This is a genomic window from Streptomyces sp. NPDC104309 (assembly GCF_055584025.1).
Genome location: NZ_JBVJMV010000046.1, coordinates 1 through 14,860, shown reverse-complemented (window position 1 = coordinate 14,860; position 14,860 = coordinate 1). Strand labels below are relative to the sequence as shown.

Genomic DNA, 14,860 nt, shown 5'->3' with positions numbered 1-14,860 from the left:
TCGGCCGAAAAACGTCGGTACGGAGGTAGGGCGAGTGGTCTGGGGCGGGTGTCGGGCATCGGTACTCTGGAGCGCATGTCTACTGCCCCGGTTCGCGTTCGTTTCGCCCCGTCCCCGACCGGCATGTTCCATGTCGGTGGTGCACGGTCCGCTCTCTACAACTGGGCGGTGGCGCGACAGTCCGGCGGCACGTTTGTTCTGCGGATTGAGGACACCGACGCGGCCCGGAACCAGCCGGAGTGGATCGACGGGATCATCAACGCGCTCGCGGCGATCGGCATCCACAGCGAGGACGCGGCCTTCGAGGGGCCGTACTTCCAGTCGCACAACGCTGACCGGCACCGGGAAGCGGCCCAGCAGCTCTTCGCGGCCGGCCGGGCGTACTACTGCGACTGCACCCGGGAGCAGCTGAAGGAGCGCACCGGGTCGGATCACCTCGGGTACGACGGGTTCTGCCGGGAGCGGGGGCTGGCCTTCGAGGAGGGCCGGGCGCTGCGGTTCCGGACGCCGGACGAGGGCGAGACTGTCGTGGTCGACCTGATCCGTGGGGAGCCGGCGTTCCCGAACAGCGCGATCGAGGACTTCGTGATCGCCCGTGGTGACGGGTCCCCGGTCTTCCTGATCGCCAACGTGGTTGATGACCTGGACGAGGGCATTACGCAGGTCATCCGCGGTGATGAGCACCTGTCGAATACGCCGAAGCAGCAGTTGCTGTGGGAGGCGCTTGGTGCGAAGCCGCCGGTGTGGGCGCATCTGCCCGTGATCGTGAACGAAAAGCGGCAGAAGCTCTCGAAGCGGCGGGACAAGGTCGCGCTTGAGGACTATCTCGCCGAGGGCTTCCTGCCCGAGGCGATGGTGAACTACCTCATGCTGCTTGGCTGGGGGCCCGGCGATGACCAGGAGATCCTGCCGTACGAGGAACTGGAGCAGCGCTTCCGGATCGAGGACGTCGGCACGTCGCCGGCCTTCTTCGATGTAAAGAAGCTGACGGCGTTCAACGGTGAGTACATCCGCGACCTGGCGCCGGAGCAGTTCGCCGCGGCGTGCGCGCCCTGGCTGGTGGCCCCGTACGCGCCGTGGCGGCCGGAGGCGTTCGACCGGGCCGTCTTCGAGACCGTGGCGCCGCTGGCCCAGACGCGGCTGGCGCTGCTGTCGGAGATCACGAGCTACGTGGACTTCCTGTTCCTCGACGAGCCGGTCAAGGACGAGGCGTCGTGGAACAAGGCGATGAAGGCGGGCGCAGCCGATGTACTGCGTGACGCCCGTGCCGAGCTGGACAGCGTCGCGGAGTGGCGGGCGGACGACCTCAAGGCCGTGCTGCTCGCCGTCGGCGAGCAGCACGGCCTGAAACTGGGGAAGGCCCAGGCGCCCATCAGGGTCGCGGTCACTGGGCGGACGATCGGCCTGCCGTTGTTCGAGTCCATGGAGGTGCTCGGCAGGGATAAGGTTCTGGCTCGTCTGGACGCAGCGTCGAAGAAGCTCGTGGCTCAGGCGTAGACCCTGGTCAGGCGACCTGCGCGAGCAGGTCGCCCCAGGCACTTCCGAAGTACCCCAGGTCGAACCGGGCCAGGGCGTCGTAAGCGCTCTTGGACTCGGCCTGGGGGGTTGCGGCGCGTTCCCGGACCTGCTCCTGGAGGCGACCGAGGTCGGGAGCCGGCTGGCTGGTCAGGGTGGCGAGATCGCCGAGCCCCGCCAGAGGGCGGATCAGACACGGCAGTCCCAGGAGGAGGGCCTCGGCCGCGCAGCGGCTCCAGCCCTCCCGCATCCGAGGGGCGAAGACACCGACGTCGCAAGCACGCAGGAGCCTGAGGTACTGGTCGCGCGGCACGTCGTAGTGGGCGCCGTCGAATCCGATCGTGTTGCTGCCGCTCGTGATCACTCGCATCCTGTACGCGTCGGCCAGGGCGCCGGCGACCTGGCCCGTGCCCTTCCAGTGGACGGCCTTGCCCGTGTAGACGGCGATCGTGTCCGGATCAAGGCCGAACTCCGCGCGGCACGTCGTCCGGTCGATGCGCCGTGCTCGCTCGATCTCAGTCAGGTCGAAGGCGTTGTAGATGACTCGTACGTTGCGCACGCCTCTGGACCGGAGGAAGTCGGCCCAGTACGGTGCCACGCACACGACGGCCGCGCATTGAGGGAGAACGCGGAACAGCTTCTCCCACAGCATCGCCTCGAAGGGCGCGGAGTCGTGTTGCAGCGGCTCATAGTGGTGGAGGAGGAACACGGTGCGGGCCCGCATCTCCGGCGTGAAGAGCAGCAGACTCAGGTCGTCCCAGACGAAGGTGCCGACCGCTCCGTCCAGGGCGCGGACGGTCGGAGCCAGGCGTGCGAGGTGGCGTAGCTTGCGCCAGCGCCGGACGCGGTAGGTTCGCTTGTGGTCCGGCACCGTGTGCCACTCGACGTGCTCGGCCGTCGCTTCGTGGAGCATTCGCAGGTAGACCCGTCCTCCCGTGCGGCCGACCGGTTCCAGCGAGTGCACGATCTGTTTCACGGGCGTACCTCCTGTTGATGGCGGATGTACTCGGTGTGGAGCAGTGCGTATGCGGCTTCCAGGTGGGGGCTGAGGGGCCGGGCGGCCTCGGCGAGCGGGAGGTAGAAGTCGGCCAGGCTACGGAGGTACTTCCTCTGACGGTCGAGGTTCGGCGAGGCGCTGAGGTCGCGCAGGTTGTGGATTCGGTCAGCGAGCCGGACGAGGAGTTCCTCGGACGGCAACGCTGCCTGCTTGGCACGCCAACCGGCCTCGTCTCCGGCGTCCTTGGGCCGCCCTTCGAGGCGGTGGTCGGCCGTCATCGCTCGCAGGCGGGTCGTGAAGGTCCCGCCCAGCTGGTGGACGAGGAGCGCTTCCGAACCCGCGTCTACTTCCAGGGCGTCGTGCAGGAGACCGAGGACGAGGGTTTCGGGAAGCGTCACACCGAGCTCGCTCCGAAGGACATCGACCACGGCGAGCGGGTGGAGTAGGTAGGGCGTTCCCTGGTCGCGGGTGTGGCCGGCGTAGACGGAGAGGGCGATGCTGGCGGCCACGCGGGCGCGGGACTGGCTACGCGCTTCCCACGCGGGGGCGCCGAGCGTGGTCAGGATGTGGTCCAGGTCGATGATGGCCATTCGTCTCACCGCGACCGCAGACCCGTTCGGGCCGGCTCGTGGGGATCAGGTACGTGATCGGCGAGGAGCAGCGTGTCGCCGACGGCGAGTGCGTCGAGCCCGAGGTCGGCTGTGGCGAGCACCGCCTGTGCGGCGGTCCGCAGGATGGGGGCGCCTTTCCGGTTGAAGGACGTGTTGAGCAGGAGCGGCAGGCCGGTGCGGTGGTGGAACTGTTCCAGCAGCTCGCGCAGGCCCTGGTGATCGGCGCCGACGGTCTGGACGCGGGCTGTGCCGTCGTGGTGGGTCACCGCGGCGATGTGCCCGGCGCGGTTCTGCCGTACGCGGGCGACGCGGTTCATGAATGGGTCGCCCGCCGTCTCGAACCACTCCGCGGAGTGTTCGGCGAGGACCGCGGGTGCGAACGGGCGGTACGCGGCCCGCCTCTTGATCGTATTGAGTCGGTCGCGAGTGCTGGCATTCCCCGGGTGGGCGAGGATCGAACGATGCCCGAGGGCACGTGGGCCGAATTCGAGCGGTCCCCGCACCCAGCCGACCAGATGGTTCTCGGCGAGGAGAGCGGCCACCGTCGGGGCGAGCGTTTCACCGAACCCATTGAGCGCGCGGTACCCGGGCGGTACGGCCGTTTCCGGCACGGCGCCCGGGTACGGGCCCCAGGCCGCGTCGGTCGGCACGGGGAGTCGCTCCTGCCCGAGTTGGTAGTGCCAGCCGTACAGTGCCGCGCCGATGGCGGTGCCCGCGTCGTGGGGCGCGGGGGCTATGAAGAGGTTGGCGAACCCGCTCTCGTCGGCCAGGCGGCCGTTGAGGTGGGAGTTCAGCGCGCATCCACCGGAGAACACCAAAGTGCTTGCGTCGGTGATCCGTTGAACGTGACGGGCGACGTGGACGACTGCTTCGGAGAAGATCTCTTGGACGGCGGCCGCCAGGTCCGCGCGTTCCGTCTCGGGCTGCTCTGTGGCGTTGCGGGCGGTCCAGGACCGCCCGCCGATCAGGAGCGGCGTATCGCCGTCGGCTGAGCCCATGGGGTGGGCGACGCGGATCTCGCCCTCGTCGCCGAGTCGGAGCAGCTCGCGGAGCTGCGGACCGAAGCGGTGAGGGTCTCCGAAGGCGGCCAACGCCATCATGCTGCCTTCTGGCTCGTCTCCGGGTGGGACGACCCGGCGGGCGAGGTTGCGGTAGAAGTGGCCGAGCGAGGAGTGGACGCGTCGCGGCCCGACCGGGCCGGGAACGACGACGGGCATGCCCTGGTGCACGCGGTCGATGCGGTCGGGCCGCAGGTCGTAGCCGGTGATGCGCTCGCGGCCGGGCCCGAAGTCGGCGCCGAGGGACGAGCCGCCGGCGTCAATGACGAGTCCGGCCGCGTGGTCGTGCCCGGAGAGCAGGTAGCCGGAGAGGACGTGCGCGGTGTGGTGGGACAGCAGCCGTAGGTGCTCGCCGAGCGGGGCGGGAAGCAGAGCGGCGAGTTCGTCGCGTTCCTCCGCCAGCCACCAGCCGGCGGCAGGGTTGGGGCGCATGGATGCCGCCCACACCGTGTCCACGTCCTGCGGTTCGATCCCGGCGGCCTCCAGACACCACTGGAGGGAGCGGGTGGGAGCGGTGAGTACACCCTTCCTGGCGTACCGGTGGTGTTTGATTCCGCTCCAGCGTTCCTCTTCGGCCGCGTAGAGGTGGCCGTCGACGACTAACGCGGCGGATGTGTCGTGGTGGAAGTTCAGTCCGAGGACTGCGGGCATGACAGAGACCTCCAGGCTGTGTTCAGACGGCGAGGGCGGGCAGGACCGGCGATCCGGAGTCGGTGTACTCGTGGCAGCGCAGGCAGAACCGGAAGTGGTGGCTTCGAGGCGCGAACACCTTGGCCGTGAAGTCCTCGTCCCAGACGCTGAATTCGCTGTCGTCCTTGGCCATGGCGTTGAAGCAGCGGTAGCAGGACCCGTCCATCTCGATCATCAGGTGCTGGTCGAGGTAGCGGTCGCAGATTCCGCCCAGCTCGTTGACCGGCTGTCCGACATCGACGTGGTGAACGTGGTTGGTGACGTGGATCGCTCCGTGCTCCGCGCACAGCTTCGCGATCTCCATGAGGTGGGTGGAGCTGATTCCCTCCAGGACGCTGTTGACGACCACGGTCTTCCCGGCCGCGCGGAGGCGGGGGACGACGGCGTGTACTTCGTCGTAGTTCTCGTGCTCGTCGTCGCAACCGATGAGGACCTGATCGTACGACCGAAGCGTGGCGTCCATGATCCGCTGGTTGCGGGCGAGGGTGATCGCGTTGGTGCCCAGGACCATGACCGTGTCGGGCAGACGAGTGCGCGCCTCGTCGCTGAGCGCAGGGAAGTCCCGGTGGACGGTGGGCTCGCCGCCGTTGATGTGAAGCTGCTGGAATGGAATGCTCTCCAGACGGGTCAGGATGGTGGAGAACAACTCCAGGGAGATGTTCTCGCCCTGGGCGCCGTCGGCGAAGATGCAGAAGTCGCAGGAGCGATTGCACTTCGTCGTGATCTTGACCTTGGCTGTCTTGAGGGATCGGGGTCGAAGGTCTCGCAGGGACATGGCGCTGGCTCCTTGCGTCAGAGGTGTCGTGTCGGCGGCAGTGTGAGGAAGTCCTGCACCACGGATCGCTCCTGGTCCCAGAGCGCGAGCGACTCGCGCAGGGTGTCGGCGGTGGTGGGTCCGGTCGGGATCAGGGTGGCCATCCGGCCGGCCAGCCCCCGGGCGGGGTCCGCCTCGTCGGCGGCGAGAGTACGCAGGGTTTTGGCGGCGGCGCGCAGCTCCTTCGCCTCGCGTGCGATCAAGTACTCGGTCGCGACACCGGGCGGCGGATCCAGGTAGTACAGCCAGCGGGCGATTCGTACGCGGAGCATGCCGGCGGTCATCACCCAGGCGATGCGTGAGGAGTCCTCGTCGGCGTCGACGGGTGTGTCTCCATGGGGAACGCGGCGCATGACTGCTTCGAGAGCGGCATGAGCGGCTCGGAGTAGATGCCGTGCGCTGCGTACGGGTGCGTCGGCGGAGGGGACTGTGTGGCGCAGGAACAGCTCGGCATACCCTTCCAGCCCGTCGGGATGCCACTGGGTGAGGGCGGCTGTTTTGCCGGGGCAGCGGGTCCGGGTCGCCAGCGCGGCGGCGGCGAACCAGCACGGAGCGAGGTAGTGCCAGGCGACGCAGTGACGCCGGTACGCGGCGACATCCTCAACTACGTTGTCCGTGCTGTCTGCTGCTAGTTGGTACCGGCCCCCGAGCCGGGCCTGGAGGATGCCGCGGTAGAACCGCTCGTCGAGCCAGGTCCAGGGAGCCATCTGCGCGTGCGACTTCCAGCGCTGGAACCCTCGTGTACTGGTGCCGATCGGGCTCCAGGTGGCGAGTTCAGGGGCCGCGATGAGCCCGCCGTCCGCCTCGGCGAGGGTGAACGCGAACCCTGGCGGATGCTCAAGGAGACGCCGGTGGGAGATCTCGCCGCTGACGACGTTCCGGTGCGCGGCGGCCAGACGGTGGTTCCATTCCCACCAGTCCGGTGGGGCGTCATGGAGCAGGACGCGTACGTCGAGGTCGGAGTGGGGTGCGAGCAGGTCGGCTGGCTGCCACTTGTGCGTGAGCGTCGCCGCCCCCACACCCTGTGCTTCCAGCTCGTTTCCGTAGAGGGTTCCGAGCGCCGCGTACAGCGGCAGTGTCTCGGTCGCGGCCGTAGCCATCACCGCTCTCCGGGCTCACGACGGGCGCATGACGGTTGGGCCGTGCCGGTGTTGATGACGGGCAGCAGAGGGAGTACCGGGGCGCCTTCGGGGCGCTCCATGCGATCCCAGCGCAGGTCGTAATCGACGTAGTGGAAGCCCTGCCAGGCATCGTTCGTGTTGCGTTCGAGCATGGCCTGGAAGAGGTGGGCGAAGGCATCGGCGAGTGTGCCGTTGGCCAGGTGGGCCTTCAGGGGGATGTCGCGGTTGTGGAGGATGCAGGGCCTGGCCACGCCCGTAGGGGTGATCTTGATTCGGTTGGCGTCCGAGCAGGTGGCACAGCTGGAGTTGGAGATGAAGCCGATCGATCCGGCCCAGCCGTCGGGGCGCAGGTACTGGCCGGGGCTTCGGACTCCGAGCTGGTCTCGAGAGACCTCTCCCGCGTCTGTGAACCAGTCATGGAGACGGGCGCGGACCTCGGCCTCGCTGATGAACTCGGTATCGAACAGAGCTTGCGCGGGGCCGATGTTCTGCAGCTCGATCAGACGGACGGCGATGGGGAGGTCACGTGCCAACTCGGCGACGGTGAACCCGTCTTCCAGGTAGGTGCGCTGAAGGACGCAGTTGACCTTCACTCGCAGGCCCAAGGCAAGGGCGGTGTCGATGGTTTCCCGGGTCGTACGCGGGTCGCCGCCGCCCATGATCGTGCCGGACCGCTCCGGATCAAGGCTGTGGAGGCTGACGTTGAGGTAGGTGAGACCGGCGCGCTGGAGCTGCTCGACGCTCAGCCCGCGTCGCAGGTTGCCGTGACTGGTCATGCCGATCGCGGCCCCGGGCCCGAGGCCGTCAGAAAGGCCACCGATCACGTCGACGATGTCCGCCCGCAGGGTCGGCTCCCCGCCGGAGCAGTGGGCTTTCCTCACCTGCCAGGAGCCGGCTTCCGATGCGATGGCCGCATAGTCGGAGGCGGTCAGTGGCCGGTCCTTGTGTCCGTAGTCCGGCATGCAGCGTGGCTTGCAGAAGACGCAGTCCAGGTTGCACAAGGAGTTCAGGGTGAAGGCCAGGTATGGGTGGTTGCGGCCGACGTTGGCGAAGGCGGCGGCGAGGTCGTGGTGCCGGATGTCGAGCATCGGTCAGCCTCCTGCGAGGGGAGAGAGGGCAGGGGAAACGTCGGCCAGTCCGTTCAGAGGCCGGTCGGTGAGATAGCGGTGCAGGTTGTCGGCGAAGAACGCGACCGCCTCGTCCATGTACGTGTGGCAGAACGTCGCACTCTTGGGCGTCAGCACGACGCGAGGGTGGAGCCGCAGCGGGTCGCGTGCGGACAGCGGTCTTGGGTCGGTCACGTCCAGGGCGGCGCCGCGCAGGTGCCGGGAGTCGAGCGCGGTGAGCAGGGCCTGCTGGTCGACAGTTGACGCCCGGCCGAGGTTGAGGAAGACCGCGCCGCGTTTGCACGCCGAGAACAAGCCTTGGTCGAAGAAGCGGTGTGTGGACCGCGTGGCAGGCAGCAGGTTGACCACGACATCGGCCACTGCGACCGCCTGGGCGACCGCGGACGCGTGGAACCACGTGATGCCGTCACCCGGCACGGAGGGTGGGGTGCGACGAACGCCGATCACGTCCATGGCGAGAGCGCGGGCGGTACGGGCGAGGTGTCCGCCGATGCTGCCGCAGCCGACGATGGTCATCGTTGCACCGGCCAGGTCGAAGAACTCCTCGGCCAGATCGTCCTTCCACCAGCTTCGGTTCCGCTGGAAGCGCTGGCTCAGAAACAGGCCGCGGGAGAAGCCGAGGACGAGTCCCATGGCGTGCTCGGCCATGGGGCGGCCGTGGAAGCCGTACGAGCGGGTCAGGGCAACCCCGGCAGCGTGCGCCTCGGCCACCGGAAGATGATCGGTGCCTGCGGCCGGTGAGGCGATCCACCTCAGATGCGGTACGCCGGACAGCCACGTCGGATCGAACCGCCACCCGAAGAACACCTCCGAGTAGCGGAGCTGACCTTGCAGGTCCTCGGCCGTCGCGGTACGGAACTCGACGTCCGGGAAGGCAGTACGCAGGGATCGCTCGTGCTCGGTCGACAACCGCCAGAAAGCATGGGGGGACTCAAGGCTGATCAGTACGACGGGGCGGCTCATCGTGTCGCATCTCCCGTCGCGGACGAGGAGGCCAGGGCCCAAGGAGCGACGCGGCCGAGAGCCGAGGCGATGCTGACCTCGTAGTCGTGCCGTGAGCGAAGAAGCGCGGTCGCGGAGCTCCTGAGCCGGGCGCGTTCTCGGGGCAGGAGCGTCAGGGCCCGGTGGATGGCGACGGCCAGGGATGCCGGGTGGGCCGGAGCCGCGGTGAAGCCGGTCTCGCCCTCGATGACGGTCTGGGCCAGCCCGCCCGCGGTCGTCGCCACGACCGGGCCTGCACCCGCCGCGAACGCTTCCAGCGGTATCCGGCCGAAGGGTTCCTCCCGGGAGGGCACGACAACTGCTCGCAGCGCCGGGCTGTGCAGCCAGCTGCGGATCGCCGGGCTGAAGCGGGTGATCAGCGTCGCGTCCAGCCTGTAAGCCTGGATGGTGGCGGTCAGCCGTTCCTGGTACGGGATGGGACGCTCGGCTTCGTCGGCCGTCGCAGCGACCAACAGCAGGTGGGGAAGTCGGACGCCTCGCGTCTTCAGGATGCGTAGCGCCTCCAGTAGATCTTCGAAGCCCTTGGTGGGGACGGCACGTCCCAGGGCCAGGAGAAACCCTCCCCGGGCATTGACGGGAAGAGGGAGCGCGGCGGCGGGTGTGCCGGTCTCCTCCAGGATCAGCCCGTTCGGGATGCTGATCACGCTCGAAGCGGGGACCGCGCAGCCCACGACGAGGTGCTCTCGCATGTGGGTGGAGATCGCGCCGACTCGGCCTCCCCGCGCGGCTGCGGCTCGCAAACCGGACCGCTCCCAGCTCACGCGTACCCGGTCGTCGCGCTTGGTCAGCGCCGCGGTCGAGCGCGGGACAAGAAGCAGCTCCATGGTTGGGGGCGTGTATGGGGCAAGCCCAAGGAACGGCACGTCGAGCCCGACCAGCAGGGAACGCCCTGCGCGGCCGGCTACGCGCACGGCACCTTCCGCGACGAGGTCGCACAGCCGCTCACAGCCGTGGACCGATTCTGTGAGCTCATGGCCGTCGGGGACCGTGATGATTTCGGCCCCTGCCCGACCGAGCATCTGCTGGACTTCGGCGGCCCACTGCGCGTCGTGGGCACCCGAGGTCTGGGGGACTCGCGTCGCGATCACTGCCAGTCGGCCGGGTGGCAGCAGACGGGCGAGTGCGGTGAGGAACGCTCGGTTGCTGAAGCCGGTGCCCGAACTGGTCCCGTAGAAGCCCTCGTGGAGCGCGACGATGATGCGTGGCTCCCAGGGGGCGTTCGGGGTGCTTGGAACCTCGGTAGGGGCCGTAGGCGTGATCGGGTGCTTGAGTCGCACCGTGGGGTGCCTCCTTCGAGACGAGATACCTCGGGCGAGGAATGTCAGGGAACGTGGGGTCAGTGCTTGCCGACGGAGCGACTCAGCCGGCACCAGGCGCGGCTTCCGTGGACGCTGGTCGTCAGAGACCAGGAGTCGGCCAGGGCCTCGACGATGACCAGCCCTCGTCCCGACTCGGCTTCGTCTGGAGGCTCCGGTGGGGGAGGGGTTACGGGGAGCGAACAGCCGCCGTCAGTGACGGTGATCTCCACCTCCAACCGGCCAGCGCTCGGCCTCTGGTGATCGACGCAGAGGACCAGGGGCGGGGTGCCTGAGGTGAACGCGTTGGTCGCGAGCTCCGATCCGATGAGGCGGGCGTCGTCGAGCAGTTCGGTCGCCGCTTCCCCGTGGAGCGCGACAGCGATGGCTTCGCGGGCGACTTCAGCAGCTCTCGGGCCGAAGGGCAGGTCGGTGATCAGCGTGGCCGTGATGTCACGGTTCGACCGTGGGTGCGTGGGCTCCGGTCTGATGCGGCTGTTGCCGCGCTCCAGCACACTGCCCGGGCGGTCTTGGGAGGTGCTTGCCTGGTGTTTCAAGACCCGATCCCTTCTCCGTCGGCGGCTGAAGAGCTGTCTTCTGCCGGGAACCAAGAACATCGGAGAAGGAAGCTGGGCAGGACCCGATGAGTCGGTCAACTCGGTCAACTACCGTGTGATGCAGGTGAATCAGTCGCCCTCAGGTATCACCATGGGGAGCGCAAGGGGGACTGACGAACCACTGGGGCGTGAGGCGGTCGGACGTGGCAATGCAGGTCAGCGAGCCCAATGCCGTACTGGCGAGATGCTTGGACGAACTCGGGTGGAGCCCCAAGGCGCTCGCGCGAAAGCTCAACAGGGTCTTCGGCACAGGGACTGTCGCGGAATCGGCCCCGTATCACTGGCGAGACGCCGGATCTCTGCCACGCACACCGCTGCCTGTCATGGCTGCCTATGTACTGTCACAGGAGCTGGGCCGAACGCTTTCGGTGGCCGAGCTGTGGCAGGGGCGCGCCGGTGACTCCTCGGCTCTCATTCCGGCGGATACGGATCTTGCGCGGCCCTGGACCGTGCAGGGGCTGGAGGCGATTGTGGAGGACTGGGTCATGGGAGGACTCGTCGACCGCCGACGCTTCCTGGCGATCTCCGGGGCAGGTCTGATCTCGGTCGTCGCCCAATATCTCGACGGCACCGCGGGACGCGGGCAGTACACGCCCAGGCTGACGGAGGTCGTCGGAGGCGACCCGCTGATCGATCAGGTCGAGCAGCACTTGCCCATGCTCCAGATGCTCGACGACGAGCACGGCGGCGCACGCCATCTTCCGTACGTGGGAGCCCAGTTCCGGGCCGTGGGCCTGTTGATCCACGAGGGCGGGCACTCCCCCTCCGTCACCACCCGGCTGATCCGCGCCCTCGCAGAGATCGGGCAGCTTGCTGGCTGGATGGCCTTCGACGCGGCCGATCACGGCTTGGCCCAGCGTTATTTCGCCACAGCCCTACGAGCTGCCCACCAGGTCAACGACCTGCCTCTCTGCGCGCACATCCTGGGAGACCTCTCGTTCCAGGCAGCCAGCCGTGGACACCCCGCCGACGCCATCGCCCTCGGCGAGGCAGCCCGACGGGCCAGCGACGCGGCCCCGGCCGCCGTCCGGGCCTCTGTGCTGTCCCGGGTTGCCTACGCGTACGCCACAGCAGGCCGCGACAACGACTTCGCCCACACGCGAGGTACAGCACGGGACCTGATCGCGAGCCGCGACGATGGGGCCGACGAGCCGCGCTGGATGTACTTCCTCACCGACAACCACCTGGACTGCCAGGCCGGGTACTCCCTTGTAAAAATGGGGCGCGTCCAGCAGAAGGCGGGGAACACCGCGAAGGGCCGACGCTTCCTCGATGAAGGAACGCAGCTGCTGCGATCGGGGGCGTACGAGGTTCCGCGCGGCGACCCGAGCCAGCGCAGGGCCATGTTCGAAGGTGCGTGGCTGGCCCTCGGGCACAGCGCCCACGGTGAGCTGGAGACCGCATGTGAGGTCGGGCAGATCGCGGCGGATCGACTCGACGCCGTCCGCTCGCCCAGGAGCGCTGGGCTGCTCAGGCAGCTCGCGGAGGACCTCCGCCGCCGGCAACGGAACCCGTACGTCCGCAGTTTCCTCCCCTCGTTGGAGAGCGCCCTCGACCGGCACGACCCATCGGCGTCTCACGGCCGTTAGGGTCGTGGCCATGACCGCAGGGGAGCGAGTTGTCGTTGCCGGGGCAGGCGTGGCGGGGCTGACGACCGCCGTCCTACTCGCCGAAGCCGGTACACCGGTACATGCGATCGCCGAGGGAATTCCAGGCGTCACGTCGTTGGCCGCCGGCGCGATGTGGGGCCCGTATTTGGTCGAGCCGAAGAACAAGGTCGACCGGTGGGGACAGCTGTCGCTGGAGATCTTCCGGACGCTGGCGGAGGACCCAGCTACAGGAGTTCGGCTTACGAACGGCATCGAGGCGTCGCGTACGGCCGAAACCCCGCCGGACTGGGCCACCACACTCCCCGGCTTTCGCTCCTGTGAGGCGGCCGAACTCCCGGCCGGGTTCACCGCGGGGTACCGGTTCACCGTTCCGCTGATCGACATGCCGGTCTATCTGGACTACCTCCTGTGCCGCCTCCGCGCCGCCGGAGGCACCATCGAACAGCGGACTCTCAGGTCACTCGATGACGTCGGCTCCGCCACGGTGATCGTCAACTGCACGGGCCTTGGTGCTCGTGCGCTGGTCCCGGACCCCGATCTCCGCCCGATCCGTGGCCAGCATGTCGTCGTGACCAATCCGGGCCTGACCGAGTTCTTCTCCGAGGACACAGGCGCATCGCCGGATCTGTTGTGCTTCTACCCGCATGGCGACACCGTTGTCCTGGGCGGCACGGCCATTGACGGACAGGGTGACCTGGCCCCCGACGAGAAGGCAGCGGCCGCGATTCTCGCCCGCTGTGCCGAGATCGAGCCCCGGCTTGCCGATGCCCGCGTCCTCGAACACCGCATGGGTGCCCGACCGACTCGCGCCACGGTCCGAGTGGAGACGCAAAGCTGGGAGGACGGGACGGTGGTCGTGCACAACTACGGGCACGGGGGAGCCGGGGTCACGCTCTCGTGGGGGTGTGGCGAGGAGGTCAGGACGCTGCTGGCGAGTGACGGCTTGGCCGCCCGTCACTGAAGTGAATCGCGAATCCCCTAAGACACATGTGCGACAAGCGGAGGGCTTGGAAACCATGGCAGAGAAGACTTCCCGCACCGCGGGCGATGAGGCCGGCCGCGGCTCCGGCCCGGCTGCCGGAACCGGCGCGCCGGTCATCCTGAGTAACGAGCCTGGCTCGTTCGCCTGGGGTGTCCTGGCCAAACGCCATCCGGCCCTGATCCAGCAGGTGCGAAACGCCTTCCCGTACGGCTGCCGACAGCACGAGGCCCTCGATGCCCTCCTGGACGAGATCACCAACGGTGTCATCGAACCGCTCGCCCCTGCGGAGCACGATCACGGGCAGTGGTCGGACTGGGGGCGGGAGCACTTCGGGCGATCGTGGTTCGACACCCCGTTCCTGTGGGCGGAAAGCTACTTCTATCGCAGGCTCCTCGGCGCGGTCGGGTACTTCGGTCCCGGGCCGTGGCAGGGAGTCGACCCCTTCGCGCCGTTCAAGCAGGCCGAACTGCGCGGCGAGCCGGTGGACGAGGAGCTGCGGGCCCTCGACACACTCGCCGACGAGTCCGCTACGTCTCTGCTGCACGCCTCGCTCTGGGGCAACCGAGCTGACCTCGGCTTCTGCGTTTCGGCGGGGGAGTCGGCGTCCGGCGACGCTGCCGATGGCCTGGTCGCCGACGATAGCGCCGTACTGTGGCATCTCCTGCCCGCCGGAGCCGGCTCCACGGTCCGCCGTGGTAGCGGACAACGCGGGGCGGGAGCTGATCCCTGACTTGATCCTCATTGATCACCTCCTCGTGCACCGGCATGCCGAGCGGGTCGTGCTCCACGTCAAGCCCTACCCGTACTACGTCTCCGACGCGATGACGTCGGACGTCGTCGACTGCCTCCGCCGCCTCAACCACGCGCCCGGTGAAGCCGGCAAGATCGGCGGGCGCCTTTGGGAGGCCATGGTGACAGGCCACTTGGAGGTGCGGACCCATCCGTTCTTCTGCGCTCCGCTGCCGTACGAGGATATGCCCGAGGACCTGCGGAAGGAGTTCGAGGCCGTCACGCTCACCATCCTGAAGGGCGACCTCAACTACCGCCGCCTTGTGGGCGATCGAATGTGGGACGCGACGGCGTCGTTCGCGAACCTCACCACGTACTTCCCGGGGGCTGTCTCGGCGCTCCGCACCCTGCAGTCCGATGTCATCGTGGGGGTGGAGCAGGGGACGTTGGAGGTCCTCGAACGGTCCGGCTCCGCCTGGCGTACGAGTGGCACTCACGTTCTGATCCAGGTTCGACGGTAGATCTGGCGGCGATACGAATCCTCACTCATCGGACTTCACGCTGCGAGCGGCCGGGCATTGTCTGCCCGGCCGCTCGCGTTGTGCGCCCAGCATGGGCGATTGCTTGGGGGTGGAAGTCCCCTGGGGGAAGAGGTGGTGCTAACCCCGAGCCGGAGGCAAGGGCGTCATCGT

The 14,860-nt window shown here is 68.4% G+C and carries 12 protein-coding genes and 1 pseudogene; 4 read left to right on the top strand and 9 right to left on the bottom strand.

What is annotated here, in order from left to right; translation table 11 throughout:
- Positions 1 to 123 precede the first annotated feature (123 nt).
- Positions 124 to 1,497 (top strand): glutamate--tRNA ligase, encoded by a 1,374-nt coding sequence (gltX, locus tag ACZ68L_RS38505; protein ID WP_469587307.1) that lies wholly within the window; start codon positions 124 to 126, stop codon positions 1,495 to 1,497.
- Between the two features lie 7 nt (positions 1,498 to 1,504).
- Here gltX and ACZ68L_RS38500 read toward each other — a convergent pair whose 3' ends face one another.
- From ACZ68L_RS38500 to ACZ68L_RS38460, 9 genes are read right to left on the bottom strand one after another with little or no spacing between them, the layout of a single operon-like run.
- Positions 1,505 to 2,491, bottom strand: a complete 987-nt coding sequence (locus ACZ68L_RS38500; protein WP_469587214.1) for a glycosyltransferase — start codon at positions 2,489 to 2,491, stop codon at positions 1,505 to 1,507.
- The gene (locus ACZ68L_RS38495; RefSeq protein ID WP_469587210.1) at positions 2,488 to 3,102 is read right to left on the bottom strand and encodes an HD domain-containing protein; all 615 of its coding nucleotides are present in this window, start codon (positions 3,100 to 3,102) and stop codon (positions 2,488 to 2,490) included. Before ACZ68L_RS38495 ends, ACZ68L_RS38500 begins: the two co-directional genes overlap by 4 nt.
- A 5-nt stretch (positions 3,103 to 3,107) precedes the next feature.
- The gene (locus tag ACZ68L_RS38490) at positions 3,108 to 4,832 is read right to left on the bottom strand and encodes a carbamoyltransferase family protein (protein WP_469587208.1); all 1,725 of its coding nucleotides are present in this window, start codon (positions 4,830 to 4,832) and stop codon (positions 3,108 to 3,110) included.
- A gap of 22 nt (positions 4,833 to 4,854) precedes the next feature.
- Positions 4,855 to 5,646 carry a radical SAM protein gene (locus ACZ68L_RS38485; RefSeq protein ID WP_398252696.1) on the bottom strand — a complete coding sequence of 264 codons (792 nt, stop codon included), beginning with the start codon at positions 5,644 to 5,646 and terminating at the stop codon, positions 4,855 to 4,857.
- 17 nt (positions 5,647 to 5,663) lie between these two features.
- Positions 5,664 to 6,785 (bottom strand): hypothetical protein, encoded by a 1,122-nt coding sequence (locus ACZ68L_RS38480; RefSeq protein ID WP_469587204.1) that lies wholly within the window; start codon positions 6,783 to 6,785, stop codon positions 5,664 to 5,666.
- A complete protein-coding gene (locus ACZ68L_RS38475; RefSeq protein ID WP_469587202.1) occupies positions 6,785 to 7,894 on the bottom strand; it encodes a radical SAM protein in 1,110 nt (369 codons plus the stop codon). The genes ACZ68L_RS38480 and ACZ68L_RS38475 overlap by 1 nt, the downstream gene beginning before the upstream one ends.
- 3 nt (positions 7,895 to 7,897) lie before the next feature.
- Entirely contained in the window at positions 7,898 to 8,896 is a 999-nt protein-coding gene (locus ACZ68L_RS38470; protein WP_469587199.1) for a D-2-hydroxyacid dehydrogenase, read from the bottom strand.
- A complete protein-coding gene (locus tag ACZ68L_RS38465; protein ID WP_469587196.1) occupies positions 8,893 to 10,212 on the bottom strand; it encodes a glycosyltransferase family 4 protein in 1,320 nt (439 codons plus the stop codon). The genes ACZ68L_RS38470 and ACZ68L_RS38465 overlap by 4 nt, the downstream gene beginning before the upstream one ends.
- Before the next feature lie 59 nt (positions 10,213 to 10,271).
- The gene (locus ACZ68L_RS38460) at positions 10,272 to 10,787 is read right to left on the bottom strand and encodes an ATP-binding protein (protein WP_469587193.1); all 516 of its coding nucleotides are present in this window, start codon (positions 10,785 to 10,787) and stop codon (positions 10,272 to 10,274) included.
- A gap of 203 nt (positions 10,788 to 10,990) precedes the next feature.
- Between ACZ68L_RS38460 and ACZ68L_RS38455 the strand changes: the two genes are divergently transcribed.
- The 3 genes and pseudogenes from ACZ68L_RS38455 (at position 10,991) to ACZ68L_RS38445 (ending at position 14,689) form a co-directional block, all read left to right on the top strand.
- Positions 10,991 to 12,436 (top strand): carph-isopro domain-containing protein, encoded by a 1,446-nt coding sequence (locus ACZ68L_RS38455; protein WP_469587191.1) that lies wholly within the window; start codon positions 10,991 to 10,993, stop codon positions 12,434 to 12,436.
- A 10-nt stretch (positions 12,437 to 12,446) separates the two neighbouring features.
- Positions 12,447 to 13,418, top strand: coding sequence for an FAD-dependent oxidoreductase (locus tag ACZ68L_RS38450; RefSeq protein ID WP_469587188.1), 972 nt, complete (start codon positions 12,447 to 12,449; stop codon positions 13,416 to 13,418).
- Between the two features lie 55 nt (positions 13,419 to 13,473).
- A pseudogene (locus ACZ68L_RS38445) lies at positions 13,474 to 14,689 on the top strand (damage-control phosphatase ARMT1 family protein).
- Positions 14,690 to 14,860 lie beyond the last annotated feature (171 nt).

Excerpts from the sequence above, each read along its gene's own strand:
- gltX (WP_469587307.1), top strand. The coding sequence starts at position 124 with ATGTTCCATGTCGGTGGTGCACGGTCCGCTCTCTACAACTGGGCGGTG.
- ACZ68L_RS38495 (WP_469587210.1), bottom strand. The coding sequence starts at position 3,102 with ATGGCCATCATCGACCTGGACCACATCCTGACCACGCTCGGCGCCCCC.
- ACZ68L_RS38490 (WP_469587208.1), bottom strand. The coding sequence starts at position 4,832 with ATGCCCGCAGTCCTCGGACTGAACTTCCACCACGACACATCCGCCGCG.
- ACZ68L_RS38485 (WP_398252696.1), bottom strand. The coding sequence starts at position 5,646 with ATGTCCCTGCGAGACCTTCGACCCCGATCCCTCAAGACAGCCAAGGTC.
- ACZ68L_RS38480 (WP_469587204.1), bottom strand. The coding sequence starts at position 6,785 with ATGGCTACGGCCGCGACCGAGACACTGCCGCTGTACGCGGCGCTCGGA.
- ACZ68L_RS38475 (WP_469587202.1), bottom strand. The coding sequence starts at position 7,894 with ATGCTCGACATCCGGCACCACGACCTCGCCGCCGCCTTCGCCAACGTC.
- ACZ68L_RS38470 (WP_469587199.1), bottom strand. The coding sequence starts at position 8,896 with ATGAGCCGCCCCGTCGTACTGATCAGCCTTGAGTCCCCCCATGCTTTC.
- ACZ68L_RS38450 (WP_469587188.1), top strand. The coding sequence starts at position 12,447 with ATGACCGCAGGGGAGCGAGTTGTCGTTGCCGGGGCAGGCGTGGCGGGG.